The following is a 15,494-nucleotide window of genomic DNA, read 5'->3' as shown; positions in this document are numbered from 1 at the left end:
TATTTAAAATAAAAAAAGGCTGGATTCTTATGAGAATCCAGCCTTTTACTTTCTAAAAGTGCTGCAAAAAACTGATACTTTTAAGAAATTGATAGCTTAAAGCTCTTCGACGCCCATCATATCAACTGGGGTATCAGCCACTATCTGTACGCCTTTTTTGCCCGTCTTGGCAGTGTCATTGCGCTGCTCTTGTAGATGCTCAAGATACGCTTCATTGATCTGCCCAGTGATGTAGCAACCATTAAATACGGCACAATCAAAACCTTCAACTTTGCTGTACTTGGTATCTTTTACCGCATCAATCAAGTCGTCCAAATCTTGGAAAATCAATCTATCCGCACCGATGATATCGCGTACTTCTTCTACCGTATGACCTGAGGCAATAAGCTCACTGCGTACTGGCATATCGATACCATAGACGTTTGGATATTTAACCGGTGGCGCGGCACTAGCAAAAAACACTTTATTCGCACCAGCATCGCGTGCCATTTGGATGATTTCATGGCAAGTGGTACCACGAACGATAGAATCATCAACCAACAGGACGTTTTTACCTTTGAACTCAAGTGGTACGGCGCTGAGTTTTTGACGAACTGATTTTTTACGTTGTTGTTGACCTGGCATAATAAAGGTACGACCGATATAGCGGTTTTTCATAAACCCTTCACGGTACTTAATATTCATTTTTAGTGCCAGCTCCATCGCTGACGTACGCGAGGTATCTGGAATAGGAATCACCACATCGATATCGTGATCTTCACCCCATTCAGCAAGGATTTTATCAGCCAGCTTTTCACCCATACGTAAGCGTGCTTTGTAAACTGAGATGTTGTCCATGATAGAATCTGGACGGGCAAAATACACATATTCAAAGATACAAGGCGTGTATTCTTGCTGCTCAACACACTGATGGGTATGTAATTTATGATCTAAATCAATGAATATGGCTTCGCCAGGTTTGACATCACGGATAATACTAAATCCTGATCCTGTCAGTGCAACTGACTCTGAGGCAACCATGTACTCGGTGCCGCCATTCGGTGCCATGCGCTTACCGAAAATAAGCGGACGAATACCGTTTGGATCACGAAATGCGAGCAAACCATGACCAGTAATCAGAGCGACCACGCCATAAGCGCCTTCGACGCGACCATATACAGCCGTGACTGCTTCAAAGATATCAGCAGGCGTTGCTTTGGTTTTACCCAAGTTTTGCATTTCATGGGCAAGTACGTTTAGCAATACTTCTGAATCTGAATCGGTATTAAGATGTCGGCGATCTTCGATGTATAAAGACTTGGCTAAGCTCTCAGCATTGGTCAAGTTACCATTGTGTGCAAGGGTAATACCATAAGGTGAGTTGACATAAAATGGTTGCGCTTCGGCACTGCTTGACGTGCCTGCTGTTGGGTAGCGGACGTGACCGATACCAAACTTACCAACCAGTTTCATCATATGACGATTCATAAATACGTCACGTACCATGCCATTTTCTTTACGTAGATAGAGTCGTCCATCTTGCAAAGTGACAATACCCGCTGCATCTTGCCCACGATGCTGTAGCATCGTCAAACCGTCATAAAGAATCTGATTGACTGGTTCGTGAGCTGCAACTCCAATGACTCCACACATAATAGCTATATCCTATTTTGACTCATTAATTAGTACTACAATAGTGGCAAGACTGCTAACAGTAGATTATAAAAAATGCGTACTGTCACTCACCGACGACATGATGATTGTTGTTCAGAATTTAACGAATATTTATCTTTTGACTATTAGCAAAATGCACTATTTGTTGGCATTTGTGGTCTCTAAATGCGATTAAATAATTTTTTATCAAGGATGACTTACACAGAGGATATGATAGAAGCGATAACCTCTAGCACCATAAATCCAAGCTATCAGCATCGAAGCGTTGAGACATTAAAGGCTAACCGTAAAAATACTTACGACTGATTGACTTGATCCCAAGCCATACCTAATACATCTGAGACCAACGCTTTACCCATCGGGGCATAAGGCAATAGCTCAGGCGCGAGCACTGACGTTTGCCATTGTGGCATTTGCACCAGTAACGGCGCGCTGACGCTAAGCACAACTAAAACCATCAGTACATTTTTAGCAGCACCAAGAACACCACCTGCCATTTTGTCAACGACACCCAAGCGTAAGGTTTTAAGCACGCCTGAGAATACAAATGCCACTAAGTGCATGATGGCCAATATGATTATCACCACCAATAAAAATGCCATTGCCATTTGTAAAACAGGGTTTTGTACCATGCCTGATAGTTGCGGCGAAACCACTCCTGCCAAACGTGTGGCAGCAATCAGGGCAATAAACCAACCGACTAGACCAACGGCTGTTTTAATCAATCCGACTTGAAAGCCGCGCCATAAGCCGATCAAAACAACAATAGCAATCACGATATCCAGACCACTCATGTTCTACGCCTCATACCTTATCGATTTTTATCAGATGTTTACTTTCTTTTTTGTGACACATTAATCTTTGATGACTCAGCTCAAAATACAGTCATCTTGTGCATATGATAGGTAATGAGCTAAGGATATTGATCCGCTATAGCTCCATCGCGTCGTAATAGCCACCGATTGCTTGAATACAAGACTGTACCAGCCCAGGACCACGATAAATGAGCCCCGTATAGAGCTGCACCATATCTGCACCCGCTTCGATTTTTTTGACGGCTTTTGCACCACTGTCAATACCGCCGACGCCTATTAAAGCGACTTTACCATCTAGCTGATCGGAGAACTGTTGTAAAATTTGGGTACTAATGTGGCTGACTGGGCGACCGGATAGACCACCTGCTTGCTCACCATCAGGTAAATCTTCAACACCAACACGGCTCAACGTTGTATTGGTCGCAATCAACCCATCTATCTCAAAATCGAGCAATTGCTGCGAGATATAATCCACTTGTAGCGGCTCTAGATCAGGCGCAACTTTCAATACCAGTGGCACATAAAAACCATATTCAGTGGCTAATTGGCTGTGACGATTTTTAATCGTATCCAAAAGCTGAGTCAAGGCCTCGCCACTTTGTAAATCACGCAGATTCTTAGTATTTGGTGAGGAGATATTAACGGTGATATAGGAGGCATGCGGATAAGCACGCTCTAAACAATAGACATAATCATCGGCGGCTTGCTCTACTGGCGTATCGGCATTTTTGCCAATATTAATCCCAATATTGCCTTTATATTGACAGCGCTTGACGTTTTCGATCAAATAATCGATACCTTGGTTATTGAAACCCATTCGATTGATGATAGCATCCGCTTGCTTGATTCTAAACAACCTTGGCTTATCATTGCCTATTTGCGGTCTTGGCGTGACCGTGCCCACTTCTATAAAACCAAAGCCCAGCTCAGCCAACGCATCGATATAATCACCATTTTTATCCAGTCCTGCCGCTAGGCCGACCGGATTGGTGAATTGCAAGCCCATACAGTCTGTTGGCTGCATTGACTGACCGTATACCAAACCTAAAACACGTGCTTTATGAGCTTTATCTAATAAAGATAAGGTCATCTCGTGGGCGTGCTCTGGATCCATCTTAAACAAAAAAGGGCGAAGTAAGGCATAAGACATAGTAATGGCAGACCCTGCTCGAAAGAAATAGTGAGTGAATAGTGCGAATAAAATCAAGCGCTGCGATTATATCAGCTTAACAGAAATAAGAGCAAAGTTTCATGCGCTAAATTTCTGTATTAGAGTACTAATAGCTATACCTACATATTGGCTAAGGAGCTGACAGATGTATTCTAAAGTCCCTAAGGTACAGGACGACCATCCGTCAGGGCTATCCAACCACGGACGATACGATAAAGATGCCATATGAAGGTAAAAATCATGATTAGCAGGCCAAATACCGCTAATAATACCGAACCAATGGCAATATTATTGCTATCAGCCAGCATACTGATGCCAAAACCCCCTAATGCAAAGGTAATGATAATGATGCCTAAGAAGAAAAACACGATGCTATACCAAAAGGTCTTAATCTGCCAATCGAAATGCGTGGACAACCACGAACCCTCTGCGTCATGGCGCTTCGCATAGTTCATCACAATTGGTACAACCCACAGTAATCCAGCGGTAAAATAGCTGATTACGTATAAAAAATAAGTAATATGATTATAAGTGATTAAAGAACGGCGCTTACCAGTGCTCATATTGTCACTCGCCCCATAGCTCTGCCTTTGCTGAGTCATTTCATGATCAAATGCAGCTTCAACTGACGCATTACTCTGGTGTTCAGCAGTTCTGGTCTGCTGATGGCTACGTGTGTCAGGTTTGCGATCAGAAGATTGATTCATCTTAAATATCCATCTCTGGCTGTGTGATAGTTAATCAATTGTGTCAAACGTGCAATTTTTCAATGATGCTAATGATAAATGGCTATTTTAGAAATTGATGATTAGTTAATTTGGGGCAATAGTAGATAAAGAGTAAAATATTTCCAGTTTCCACAGCATATCGATTTATGAGGTGACAGTCGCTTGTACTTGAATGGCTTTGGTAACCAAGTCTTGCTGTATCGATAGCTGACTGAACTGCCAGCCTTGCTGTTCCAGCTTTCCAAGTGCTGTGCTGACCACCGCTTGACTGGCATGATTGAAGCTCAGTTGCACAGCATCACCCGTCGCAACGACTTGAGCGTTGGCAATACCTGAGTTGTTTAACAATGCACTGATACTATTGGCAGGTGGCATGGCGGCTTCACCATCCGCCGTGTTTGCCGCATTGATCGCATTACTATCGATATTGCCAGCTTGGGCACGCAACCAAAAGTAATCAGCCACTTGCTCTTGATAGTCGCGCTTACTATCGTTTGCCGCTTGATGAATACTATAACCACCATAGCCCCCAATGAACAATAATAAGAACATAGACAATACGGCCAATGCCAACTGATCACGTGGCGAAAGTGCCTGCCAACGTAACGATAGCATCTGTTGAAAATTATTTACACGCGTTGACAGCACATTGGTTCCAATACTGTTACTGGTCTCTGGCGTGATGTTATTACGTTTAGTGCGGCGCTGCAATCGTTTCATTTTCCAACCTTTTTGACTTTTATTACCACTGCCTATTTATTACCGTTGCCTAGTTGGCAAATAAATTATGATGCCGCTACATTGGTTTGCGTAGTGTCATTATTTTCTACGACATTCACCGTAACTTGACCACTAAACTGCCCTTGCTCATTACTGTTTACCTGTGCAAGCTTGGCATTTAAACCCTGCGCAACAAGTGTGCTCGTAAACTTATCAAGACTATTACGATCAGGGGCAATCAAGGTAAAGCTGAGTGCTGATGGCTGCATCACTAATGCTTGCGCCCGCAGTGAAGACTGTTTGATTAACGGGGATATACGAGTCAATGCTGCCATATGAGAGGCTGGTGCTTGGCTGTCACTGCGCAGCTTTGGTTGCAATTGCACTTGCAGTTTGGTGCGCGAGCTTAATGGCTCATTTGGAAACCAAGCTTGATACTGCGCCGCAATCTCAGCTTTGGTCGCTACCGTCGCCTTACTATACTGATACCACTGCAGGCCATCGGTCGCCATCTGTAATACCAGTGCCGATAACGCGACCATCGCTGCCACACGCAAATACGGTGAGAGCTTTGAGTCCGTTGATTTAATAAAGAAGTTAAGCGCGTGACGCTCAGGGCTGTCAACAGGCTTGGGCGGCGTGGTCAATGTGGTTAATAATAACTGATGATCTGCAACAAGCGCGGCCGTTTGTGCCATAAAGCTCGTGGGCATTGCCGAATTTGTTGGCTTTGAAAGATCATCTAAAGCCGTTATGGGCGGTAATATATTCACTTCACTTAAATGCGGGAAACGTTCAAAGATCAAGGGCAAATAACTGACAGCCATACCTTGTCGCAATGACTGACGCAGTAGCATGGTTTGCTCATCTTGATACAGTGTTACTTGCTGACCTGCCCCTTCATCTGGCGTTGGCAGCAATAAAAAATCAGGCAGTAACGCCGTTATGCTCATGCCAGCGAGCTTAGCACTCTGCTGCCATGACTCGATATCGCTTTGCGCCAGTGCATACAGTTGGTGATTATCAGCTTCACTGATTTGCCGAATCGCCAATTGCTCAACAGGGGTCAAGGATGTCTCTTCAAACAAGTATTGCTTGCCGCTATTGCCCAGCTGTTTAAGCTGAGTCGCATTCAGCTCAGTATCTACCTGCAATATATGGCTTGATGGAAAGTATAGACACAAAGTCTTCTGTGCATTGGTTTTATAATTACCATAGATTGCTTGTAGCTGTTGCCAACCATCGACCGTTTGCCATTGCTGAATATCTTCATGCCAGACAGCTAGCGGGCTATGCTGCGCTCGTAACCAAACATGTAACACTAAGCGTGTCCTTAATTATTAAAGCTGCTTTAAATGTAGGATAAGATAGGATTCAGACAATCTCATGCTGATGCAGGTTGGTTTGTTATCATCATTGTTCTCCTGTAATAGCTAAAACCTGATGCATTGGCGACTGAAATTTTAGTAGCCAACCCTTACTTAGCCAGTTTAACACCACTAAGCATCAATAGACTAAGTGTCAACAATATCACTGACGATTCGACCTAATCTCAATACGGCTGCTCAGGCACAAAACGATCAATCTCTTTTGCCATACCTGCCATTACAAATTCCATCTCAAACACCCTTGCTTCTGCAAGAGAAAATGATTCAGGATAATCACCGGTTAATAAACCAGCGATATAAGCAACGATAGACATATGACACACCACTACCAGACACTCAGCGTCAATATTCGCAATATCTATTAAGGCTTGACGCGCATCATCAGAAGGCGTGATATTTTGCTGTACGATTACTGGAACCTTGGGCGCGCGCGTCTGAAATGCTGCTAGCGTCTGCTGTGCTCTATCATAGGGACTGACGACAAAATAATCAGGATGATAGTGAGTCATCACATACTCTGCCGTCTGCATTGCTTGCTGTTGACCAAAGTCAGTTAACTGGCGCGCGCTGTCTGGGCGCGACTCATCTTCTGCTTGACCATGACGTACTAGTATAATTTTCATAACCTTCCTTTATGCATTGTCATGATGACGTTGTTTGCAGAATAATCATTCTTAGAACAACGTCATCATTTAACATTGGGGTTTTTACTTACTGTCAGTATCGCCACTTTCATCATCAGTGCTATCGCTTGACGTCTTCATCTGCGCAGTTAGCGCCGCATTACTATGATCATGTGCCATTACAAATTCAACATCACTACGGAAGCCCGCTTCCATGAGATGTAACGCCACACCTAATGCTGCTTTATCTTCATAAATGACCGCATACAATGCATGGGTAATAGGCATGTAGATGCCTTCTTTGGTAGCTTTCTCATGCACTTGCTGAATGGTATTGACCCCTTCAGCTGTTTGACCGAGTTTTTTCACCGCGGCCTCAATACTCATACCGCGACCGAGCATGTTGCCGATACGATAGTTACGACTGAGCTCTGAGCTACAAGTGGCGTATAAATCACCCACACCAGACAATCCTAAGAAGGTAAGCGGATTCGCACCCGCCTCAACCCCAAAGCGGCTCATCTCTGCCAAAGCACGAGTCAATATCATTGCCTTGGTATTTTCACCGACATCATAGGCCGCCGCCATTCCCATGGCAATCGCATAGATATTCTTTAGCGCACCGCCAAGCTCCACACCTTTGACATCATCACTGGCAAACACTCGAAAAAACGCACTATGTAATGCGGCTTGTACGGCATGGCGCAAGGGCTCAGACTCACTGGCGATAACGGTCGCCGATGGCATGTTTTTCATGATCTCTATCGCAAGGTTTGGCCCCGACATGACACCAAAATTCACTTCAGGTAGCTCATCTTTAATAATGTCGCTCATCATGGCAAAAGTATCTTTCTCCATACCTTTGGTCAATGACACAATAGACTGACCACTGATAAATGGTGCAATATTCTTTAGGGTCTCACGAAAAGCCAAACCAGGCACCGCAATAAAAACGATATCTTTATCTTTGACGGCTGCTGCCAAGTCATGGCTGTATTTAAGGCTGTCATCAAGCTTATAACCTGGTAAATATTTTTTATTGGTCTGCGTTTTTACCATCGCCTTTACCGTACGCTTGTTACGTACCCATAGCGTGGTATCACAGCCGTTGCGTGCAGCCAAGTTTGCCATTGCTGTACCAAAACTACCACCGCCTAAAAACGCCAAACGTAGCTTGGTAGGATTACTGTGAATATCCGCCATGTTTTTTGCTACTGCTGATTCTACCGCGCTAGGATTGAGTTTTTTACGACCAATACCCGATTTGGTAGCACGTTCGATGATACCTGCCAGCAGACTGTTTTGCTTTTCAGGGGCATTCGTATTCACCTCAGTATTATCGCTACTGATGTCTTTGTTGCTATCATTAGGGCTGGTCATTTGCTGTTATCCGTATTGGCTGATTTATTATTAATAGAATTTATCATGGGTTATTTATCATGACTTATGACGCTTTGGAGTATTGAGGCTATCTATCTTTTTGCTACACGACCGACTGTCTTCTTAGAGAGCGGTATTCGTCAAGAGAAAAGCGCCACTAAACAGCGCTTAGATATATTATGACTCAAATCGCACTAAAGACTCGATATCAATCGGTTTACGGGCGGGTTCATTTTTGGGACTGGTGCCAGTATAAACAAAAGCCGTCACATAATCATCTGGACCAACGTCAAAATATAATTTAACAGCAGCTTCATTACATAGCAGTCCCGTACGCCACACTGTACTAAAACCTTGGGCTTTTAGCGCCAAAATCAGGTTTTGTACAGCTGCACCCGCACTTAGCATTTGTTCAAAAGGAGGAACTTTTTTGTGCGCTTGTATTTTTGTGACAACTGTGATGATGACGGGCGCTCTTAATGGCATGGCCTGAGTTTTTACGATGTCCTTTTCGGACAGCGTTTCGCCCTCTTGCACCGCTTTAGCTTGAGCCGCTGCGACCAAGGCATTGCCCAATTCATGACGGGCGTCCCCCTGTGTCACTATAAAACGCCATGGGCGCAGTTTTTTATGATCTGGCGCTGTCGCCGCACACTCAATCGCTGTTTCGATTTGGGCATGTGTGGGTGCTGGCGTATCCAAATTGCCCATACTGCGCCTTGAATTGATCCAGCCAATCATTTCTTCACTGCTAATCGGCATACTGTTAGTGGTGATGTCTTTGGTCGACAGTTTTTTATCATTTTCGTCGGATGTAGTCATTACCGCTCCTTATTTATTATTATCTTTTTATGCAAAAAACCAATGCTTTGGTTGGCTCTCAATACTGTCAAAAAACACGTTATGTCAAACGAATATATATCAATATTGAGTGTGAATGACTTGAATGGAAAACCATGAGTGTTTTAATCGACAACTTGTAGATTATCATCGGCTATGAAGAGGCTTTAATTATGCCGCATCATCGACCCGATGCTCCATGCGCAGATAATCCTCTGACTGCATCTCAAGTAAGCGCGAGCGTGTCCGTTCAATCTCAAACGCCAATTTCTCTCCTTGATATAGGTCCAAAATCGACTGCTGCGCTCTAACCAGCAATTTAACACGGCGATCATAAAACTCATCAACCAGATAAATAAACCGACGGGTCGGATCACGTAAGTCATCATCTAAGGCAGGCACGGCATTGACCAATACTGTGCTGAACTGCTTGGCGATTTCGATGAAATCAGATGCTGATCGTGGCTCCATACATAAATGACGGAAATCACAGAATAAAATATCCTCAGTGCGAGCATTAATTCTAATTTCGCGACCATTAATCGTAATTGGCTCATTACTGATTTTTTGGTTATTGGATAAACTGGCAAAACGGTTGGCTAACCAATGATGATTCGCTTTCGTCATAGGCGACTCATATAGCTCTGCCTGCTGCAATACGCGCAAACGATAGTCGATACCAGAATCGATATTCATCACCGTAGTATGACGCTCTACTTCAGCGATAGCGGGCATAAAACGGTCACGATGTAAGCCGTCTTTATACAATCCTGATGGCTCAATATTTGAGGTGGCGACCAATGTAATACCACGATTGAACAGCATGGTAAATAAATCACCCAAAATCATGGCATCAGAAACGTTAGAAACAAAGAACTCATCGAAACAGATAATAACCGCTTCTGCATAAATGATGTCGGCGACTTTTTCTAATGGGTCACTCTCACCTTGCAGCTTGTTTAGCTCTTGATGAACGCGCTGCATGAAATGATGAAAATGCAGACGCATCTTGCGATCAATGGTCAATGAATCATAAAACATGTCCATCATCCATGTTTTACCACGACCTACCCCGCCCCACATATACAACCCCGTTGGTGCTGTCGGCTTGGACTTTAAAAAGCCAAAAAAGCTTTTCTTCTGTGGCGCACTATTGATGAGCTGATGATGTATCTCATCAAGATAGCTCATGGCCTTAAATTGCTGCTCATCTCGAGTAAACTCATCTGTACTGACGGCTTGCTCGTAACGTTGCAATGGAGATAAACTCATAATACGACTCATCATTAGACAAAATAAATAGTAAGGTAATGGTTGATTCTGCATGAACTCGTCAAAGTAAAGCGATCAGAGCTCATGACTTGATAGCGGTTCTCTATCCTAATATTACTAGGTAACAACTAAGCGTCGCTACCAAAGGTATGCTTTTCTAATAAGCCTTTCAACTCTGACAGACGTCCATGAAAAAAGTGCCCTGCGCCCTCTACAACGCTGACAGCAATTCCTAATCGCTCCGCAAATGCTTGCATATTATCAGGGTCAATCACTTCATCAGCATTGCCATAAATCTCAAAAGTTTTATCGGCTGGCAAGCTTATATCACTGCTGTTATTTTTTTCAACGGATGGAGCAATAAGGGCGATTTTAGTAATCTCAAAATCGCCTAGCCCCCAAATATGAGGGGCTTCAAGTACCTGCTCAGCCACCCGTGCTGTCACATAACCGCCAAAAGAAAAACCACCCAACCATAACTTGCGCGCATTGGTTTGCTCTGCAATCCATTGTAGCACGGTCATTGCATCTACGACTTCACCATCCGCATAATCGTGCTCGCCAGTCGACTGCCCGACACCGCGAAAGTTAAAGCGTACCACGTGCATACCATTATCACGAGCAAAGCGATACATCGTCGTTACCACTTTATTATTCATCGTGCCGTCGAATAACGGATTGGGATGACACAGTAACGCCACTGTATCGGTATTTGGATTGTTAGGATTATCTTGTTGCCAAAGCGCGTCGACTTCGAGCACGCCAGCAGGAGCAGGAATTAATGGCATAAAATTACTTATTGATTAAAAATGAATAGGTCAATTATCCTAGATATGGTTTATATTTCAAGTGATTTGCTGTGTCATAGTACCGCTTATTTTCATTTTCGCTCATCATAAGTAAACGTCGCCTATGAATATATGATGAATATGTGCGGTCTCTGCAATACCGCACACAATAACCGACTAGACACCCCAGAGCCGAATAGGGTAGATTCATCATAGTTGTTGAGCCACCTATGGACGGATACGTGCATGGCGTATCCTCAACTTTGCTGTGATATTCAACTTTATATATGACTGACAGACATTAGGAATCGTTTATGAATACTATTAATAAAACCGCTGCACTGACTGCTACTTTGGCGGCAGCACTCGCCCTAAGTGCTTGCCAAACTACGCCTTCATCACCAGTTATCCAGCGTGCCAACTCTATTTATGAGACGACTGGCATCGCCGATAGCAAAGTAAAAGCACAGCAAAATGCGATAGACAGCGCACAAAAGACTTGCAGAGGTAAGCAAGTTATTATCGTCGATGACAAAGTCACTTATAACGGTATTTTAGATGAAAATACCGGTCGGATGATTGGGCAAGCCAGTGCCGTCCTCGGTACGATCCTTGGTACGGGCTCGCCGAACTTATCACGTGATGACGATTACGAGTATAAAATCAACTTTCGTTGCCAATAAAATAATTATTATTTCATAAAGCACTTATTTGGCGGCTCGTTATTTAATAAAGTATCTTGTTATTTAACAAAGTATTTAGCGAACCAATCAGCGATAAGAATATATTAGTCGCTGACTGGTTGGCTTCTCTTTTTGTGTGCTCGCTTTTGGGGTAAACTATCCTTTCTGATTTTTTATGACTCTTATTCTATAAACAGCTCGTTTTTAAGCTCCCTCACTTTTGGTCTATTATTATGCGCAAACCCAACCTGTCAAATATGAAACCAGCTAAGGTATTAGCGCCTGCTAAAGATTTAGCGACCTTGGAAGCCGAGTTAGCTGAGCAAGAAAACAATATAGAAGTCAGTTTAGAAGATACCGTTCTGCGGTTGAGTGACTATTTATCAGCCGTTGATATGGTTATCAAACAGACCTTTAACCACCGTGTATGGGTAAAAGCAGAGATTCGCAATCTATCTAGTAAAGGCGGGCATTATTACTTTGAATTGGCAGAAAAAGATGATGACGGTAAGGTCATTGCTAGTTGCCGCGGCAATCTTTGGCGCTTTAAAGCAGCACGCGTCTTAGCAAAATTTGAGCGCGCAACTGGCATGCCCCTTGATCGTGATTTGACAGTATTGCTCAAAGTATCCGCAGGCTTCCATGCGCAATATGGCTTCTCTCTCACTATTGAAGATATTGACCCTAGCTACACGTTAGGCGACTTGGCGCGGCAGTATGCAGAGATGGTCGACCGCTTGACGGGAGAAGGCTTATTAAACCTGAATCAACAGCTGCCTGTTCCATTTGATATTGAGCATGTGCTGGTCATTGCCCCTGAAAAAGCCGCTGGATTAGGCGATTTTCAAGCCGACGCTGATCGCTTAGCGCGCACAGGTGCCTGTCATTTCCATTATCATAATGCGACCTTTCAGGGTAATCATGCGCCAAGCGAGATCCGCCAAGCAATCGTTAACGCCCAGCAGCAGTTTTTTGATACTTATAAGCACCTGCCAGACTTATTAGTCATTATTCGTGGCGGCGGTGCGGTCGGTGATTTAGCCTATCTAAATGATTATGAATTGGCAGCATTGGTTGCCGAGCAGCCTATCCCTGTCTGGGTTGGCATTGGTCACGAGCGTGATAAAGTGATCTTAGATGAAGTCGCGCATACTAGCTTTGATACCCCATCAAAGGTGATTGCCGCTATCATGACGCATTTAGCCCAGCTCGTCACTCAAACGCTGCAATACCAAGCGCAAATAAAACAAGCTGCTCAGCGTCAATTAAGCACCGCTGCACAACAAACGACACGCCAGTTGAGCCAAATACAATCACAAACAATTGGTCAATTAACCGCTCTGCAAAAAGACAGTGATTATGCGTGGCGTAGTATTCAGCAAAGCGCTCAGCGCCAAGTCAAGCAAGCCGCCAGACTCACCAGCGAGCTACGCACACAGACTCAAGCGGCTGCCTATCAGCAGTTAACAGTGGCTGCTAGCGCCAGTCAAAATAACCAAAAAACGATTATGCATTCCGCACAGCAGCAGTTAATACAAGCACAGCGTGATAGCGAACATCTGCGTGATATTGTGCTCCTGCACCGTCCTTCTCGGGTGCTCAAGCAAGGCTATACCATGCTTACTGATGCAAAAGACAAGCAAATACTGACCAGCGGTACGCAGCTCCATCCAGAACAAACGGTGCACATTCTCTTAAAAGACGGTAAAGCAAAAGCACAGATTATTGACGTAAATATTAATAAATAAGAAGTACAACCTACCGTCGATTCAACTTAATCAAAGACTTTATTTTAAAATTAGGAAACCTTATGACAACCCCTACTCGCAAACGCAAAAAAGCCGCCCCAAAAACCTTTAAAGCGGCTTATGATATTCTAAAAACCAATGCCGCTGAATTACAGCAACAAGATGAGCCAGATATTGATAATCTGATGACGACTGTTGAAGAGTCGATTGCTGCTTATCGCGTTTGCGAAACCCGTATCAATGCGGTACAGCAAGCACTAGATGCCGCTTTTGCTGAAGAAGAAGATAAAACAGAGAATAGCGACAGTTAAGTTAAGTCAATTCTATTCAGGCTCGTCGACTTCAAATACTTGGCGCAAATAGGCAAGATACGTGTCGTTATTAATCATGGTCTTGCCTGGACTGTCTGACAGTTTAGCGACTGGCTGCCCATTGCATTCCACCAATTTTAAGACAATATTTATCGGGGTGATACCCATATCATTGGTGAGGTTGGTACCAATACCAAAGCTGGTCTTTATTTGACCTTTAAAATACTGATGTAAATCCCAAGCTTTATCCAAATCTAAGCCATCACTAAAGGTTAAAATCTTGGTTCTTGGGTCTATTTTAAGATTTTTATAATGAGCAATCGCCTTATCACCCCAGATATACGGGTCACCGCTATCGTGACGTAAACCATCAAACAGCTTAGCGAAATACAAATCAAAGTCACGTAAAAACGCATCCATCCCAACGACATCGGTCAGCGCAATACCCAAATCGCCTCGATACTCATGCACCCACGCTTCAAGCGCCGCTTTTTGTGAATCACGTAAACGCACATCCAAAGCCTGAAATGCCTGCATAAATTCATGTGCCATCGTACCGATTGGCGTCATTCCCAGCTTTTTTGCTAAATACACGTTGGAAGTACCGCTCACTATTTTTGGTTCCGCTTTATGCAAAGTCTCAACCACATGGGCTTGCCAAGCTTTGCTAAAACGTCTACGAGTACCAAAATCAGCGATAATTAATGGCGGGGTATTAGCATCACATTTTGCCTGCTCTGTCGCATATTGATGCAACAATGTGACTTTTTCATCCAATCTGCGCTGCCCTTCTTCAATCACACTGGCATTCGATAGCGCATCAAAATACAGCTCATTAACGATGGCGAGTACAAACACTTCAAAGAACATCGCTTGAATCATCGGTCCTTCGATATCGATAAATAAGCGACCTTTATCATCCGTACTGACGGTAATAAAACGACGTTTCAACTTAAACAATTCTAGATAGTCAACGAAGTCTGAGCGCATAAAGCGCAAACCACGTAAGTACTCTAGTTCATCCTCTAAAAATCGTAATTCACATAAATTGTCTAACTGCTGCTCTAGATCATCTTTAATATCAGCCAATGGATACAGCGTGTCTTTATTATTACGGCAGCGAAAGCGATACACACCATGTGTCTGTGGAAACTGATGCAGCATGGCTTGCAGCATCGTAAATTTATATAAATCATTATCGAGTAAAGAGGTAATAATAGGTTCGAAAGGTTTAGAGGTATGAGTAACGGTCATGTTACAGCCTTAAATACAAAAATGAAAAGCCGCCAAACAAATCCAGCGACGAAATAGGTATACATAACTTTGACTTCCTCCCCGCCCTCAAAGGAGGGGGATTCCTACTAAAGACGGCCA

At 43.6% G+C, this 15,494-nt stretch carries 15 protein-coding genes; 3 read left to right on the top strand and 12 right to left on the bottom strand.

Features of this window, described 5'->3' with window-relative positions; genetic code table 11:
* Window positions 1-96: 96 nt before the first annotated feature.
* From purF to I3257_RS05295, 11 genes are all read right to left on the bottom strand, one after another.
* On the bottom strand, window positions 97-1,632 hold the full coding sequence (gene purF, locus I3257_RS05345) for an amidophosphoribosyltransferase (RefSeq protein ID WP_055124190.1): 1,536 nt from the start codon (window positions 1,630-1,632) through the stop codon (window positions 97-99).
* 317 nt (window positions 1,633-1,949) lie between these two features.
* Window positions 1,950-2,447 carry a CvpA family protein gene (locus tag I3257_RS05340; protein ID WP_045446136.1) on the bottom strand — a complete coding sequence of 166 codons (498 nt, stop codon included), beginning with the start codon at window positions 2,445-2,447 and terminating at the stop codon, window positions 1,950-1,952.
* Window positions 2,448-2,583: 136 nt separating this feature from the next.
* On the bottom strand, window positions 2,584-3,618 hold the full coding sequence (locus I3257_RS05335; protein WP_060490895.1) for a quinone-dependent dihydroorotate dehydrogenase: 1,035 nt from the start codon (window positions 3,616-3,618) through the stop codon (window positions 2,584-2,586).
* Between the two features lie 182 nt (window positions 3,619-3,800).
* A complete protein-coding gene (locus tag I3257_RS05330; protein WP_227675917.1) occupies window positions 3,801-4,346 on the bottom strand; it encodes a hypothetical protein in 546 nt (181 codons plus the stop codon).
* Between the two features lie 165 nt (window positions 4,347-4,511).
* Complete coding sequence (gspM, locus tag I3257_RS05325; protein ID WP_087815640.1) at window positions 4,512-5,087, bottom strand: type II secretion system protein GspM; 576 nt, start codon at window positions 5,085-5,087, stop codon at window positions 4,512-4,514.
* Between the two features lie 65 nt (window positions 5,088-5,152).
* Entirely contained in the window at window positions 5,153-6,409 is a 1,257-nt protein-coding gene (gspL, locus tag I3257_RS05320; RefSeq protein WP_087815642.1) for a type II secretion system protein GspL, read from the bottom strand.
* Window positions 6,410-6,639: 230 nt separating this feature from the next.
* Window positions 6,640-7,098: a phosphoglycerate mutase family protein gene (locus tag I3257_RS05315; protein WP_087815644.1), complete on the bottom strand. Its 459-nt coding sequence runs from the start codon at window positions 7,096-7,098 to the stop codon at window positions 6,640-6,642.
* An 84-nt stretch (window positions 7,099-7,182) separates the two neighbouring features.
* The gene (locus I3257_RS05310) at window positions 7,183-8,478 is read right to left on the bottom strand and encodes an NAD(P)H-dependent glycerol-3-phosphate dehydrogenase (RefSeq protein WP_055124195.1); all 1,296 of its coding nucleotides are present in this window, start codon (window positions 8,476-8,478) and stop codon (window positions 7,183-7,185) included.
* 177 nt (window positions 8,479-8,655) lie between these two features.
* Window positions 8,656-9,300: a nitroreductase gene (locus I3257_RS05305; RefSeq protein ID WP_087815646.1), complete on the bottom strand. Its 645-nt coding sequence runs from the start codon at window positions 9,298-9,300 to the stop codon at window positions 8,656-8,658.
* 189 nt (window positions 9,301-9,489) lie between these two features.
* Entirely contained in the window at window positions 9,490-10,590 is a 1,101-nt protein-coding gene (gene zapE, locus I3257_RS05300; protein WP_087815649.1) for a cell division protein ZapE, read from the bottom strand.
* A 128-nt stretch (window positions 10,591-10,718) separates the two neighbouring features.
* Window positions 10,719-11,378: an alpha/beta fold hydrolase gene (locus I3257_RS05295; RefSeq protein WP_087815651.1), complete on the bottom strand. Its 660-nt coding sequence runs from the start codon at window positions 11,376-11,378 to the stop codon at window positions 10,719-10,721.
* A gap of 314 nt (window positions 11,379-11,692) precedes the next feature.
* Here I3257_RS05295 and I3257_RS05290 point away from each other — a divergent pair, with 314 nt between their 5' ends.
* The 3 genes from I3257_RS05290 to xseB all read left to right on the top strand — a co-directional run bounded on the left by I3257_RS05290 (window position 11,693) and on the right by xseB (window position 14,120).
* Entirely contained in the window at window positions 11,693-12,061 is a 369-nt protein-coding gene (locus I3257_RS05290) for a hypothetical protein (RefSeq protein WP_045446124.1), read from the top strand.
* Window positions 12,062-12,294: 233 nt separating this feature from the next.
* The gene (gene xseA / locus I3257_RS05285) at window positions 12,295-13,809 is read left to right on the top strand and encodes an exodeoxyribonuclease VII large subunit (protein WP_087815653.1); all 1,515 of its coding nucleotides are present in this window, start codon (window positions 12,295-12,297) and stop codon (window positions 13,807-13,809) included.
* 62 nt (window positions 13,810-13,871) lie between these two features.
* A complete protein-coding gene (xseB, locus tag I3257_RS05280) occupies window positions 13,872-14,120 on the top strand; it encodes an exodeoxyribonuclease VII small subunit (RefSeq protein WP_045446121.1) in 249 nt (82 codons plus the stop codon).
* A gap of 12 nt (window positions 14,121-14,132) precedes the next feature.
* Here xseB and pncB read toward each other — a convergent pair whose 3' ends face one another.
* On the bottom strand, window positions 14,133-15,374 hold the full coding sequence (gene pncB, locus I3257_RS05275) for a nicotinate phosphoribosyltransferase (RefSeq protein WP_087815655.1): 1,242 nt from the start codon (window positions 15,372-15,374) through the stop codon (window positions 14,133-14,135).
* Window positions 15,375-15,494: the final 120 nt, after the last annotated feature.

It is taken from the genome of Psychrobacter sp. Ps7 (assembly GCF_022129225.1).
GTDB lineage: Bacteria > Pseudomonadota > Gammaproteobacteria > Pseudomonadales > Moraxellaceae > Psychrobacter > Psychrobacter immobilis_A.
Note: the sequence above shows the minus strand (reverse complement) of the source record. Positions and strands in the feature narration are given on the sequence as shown.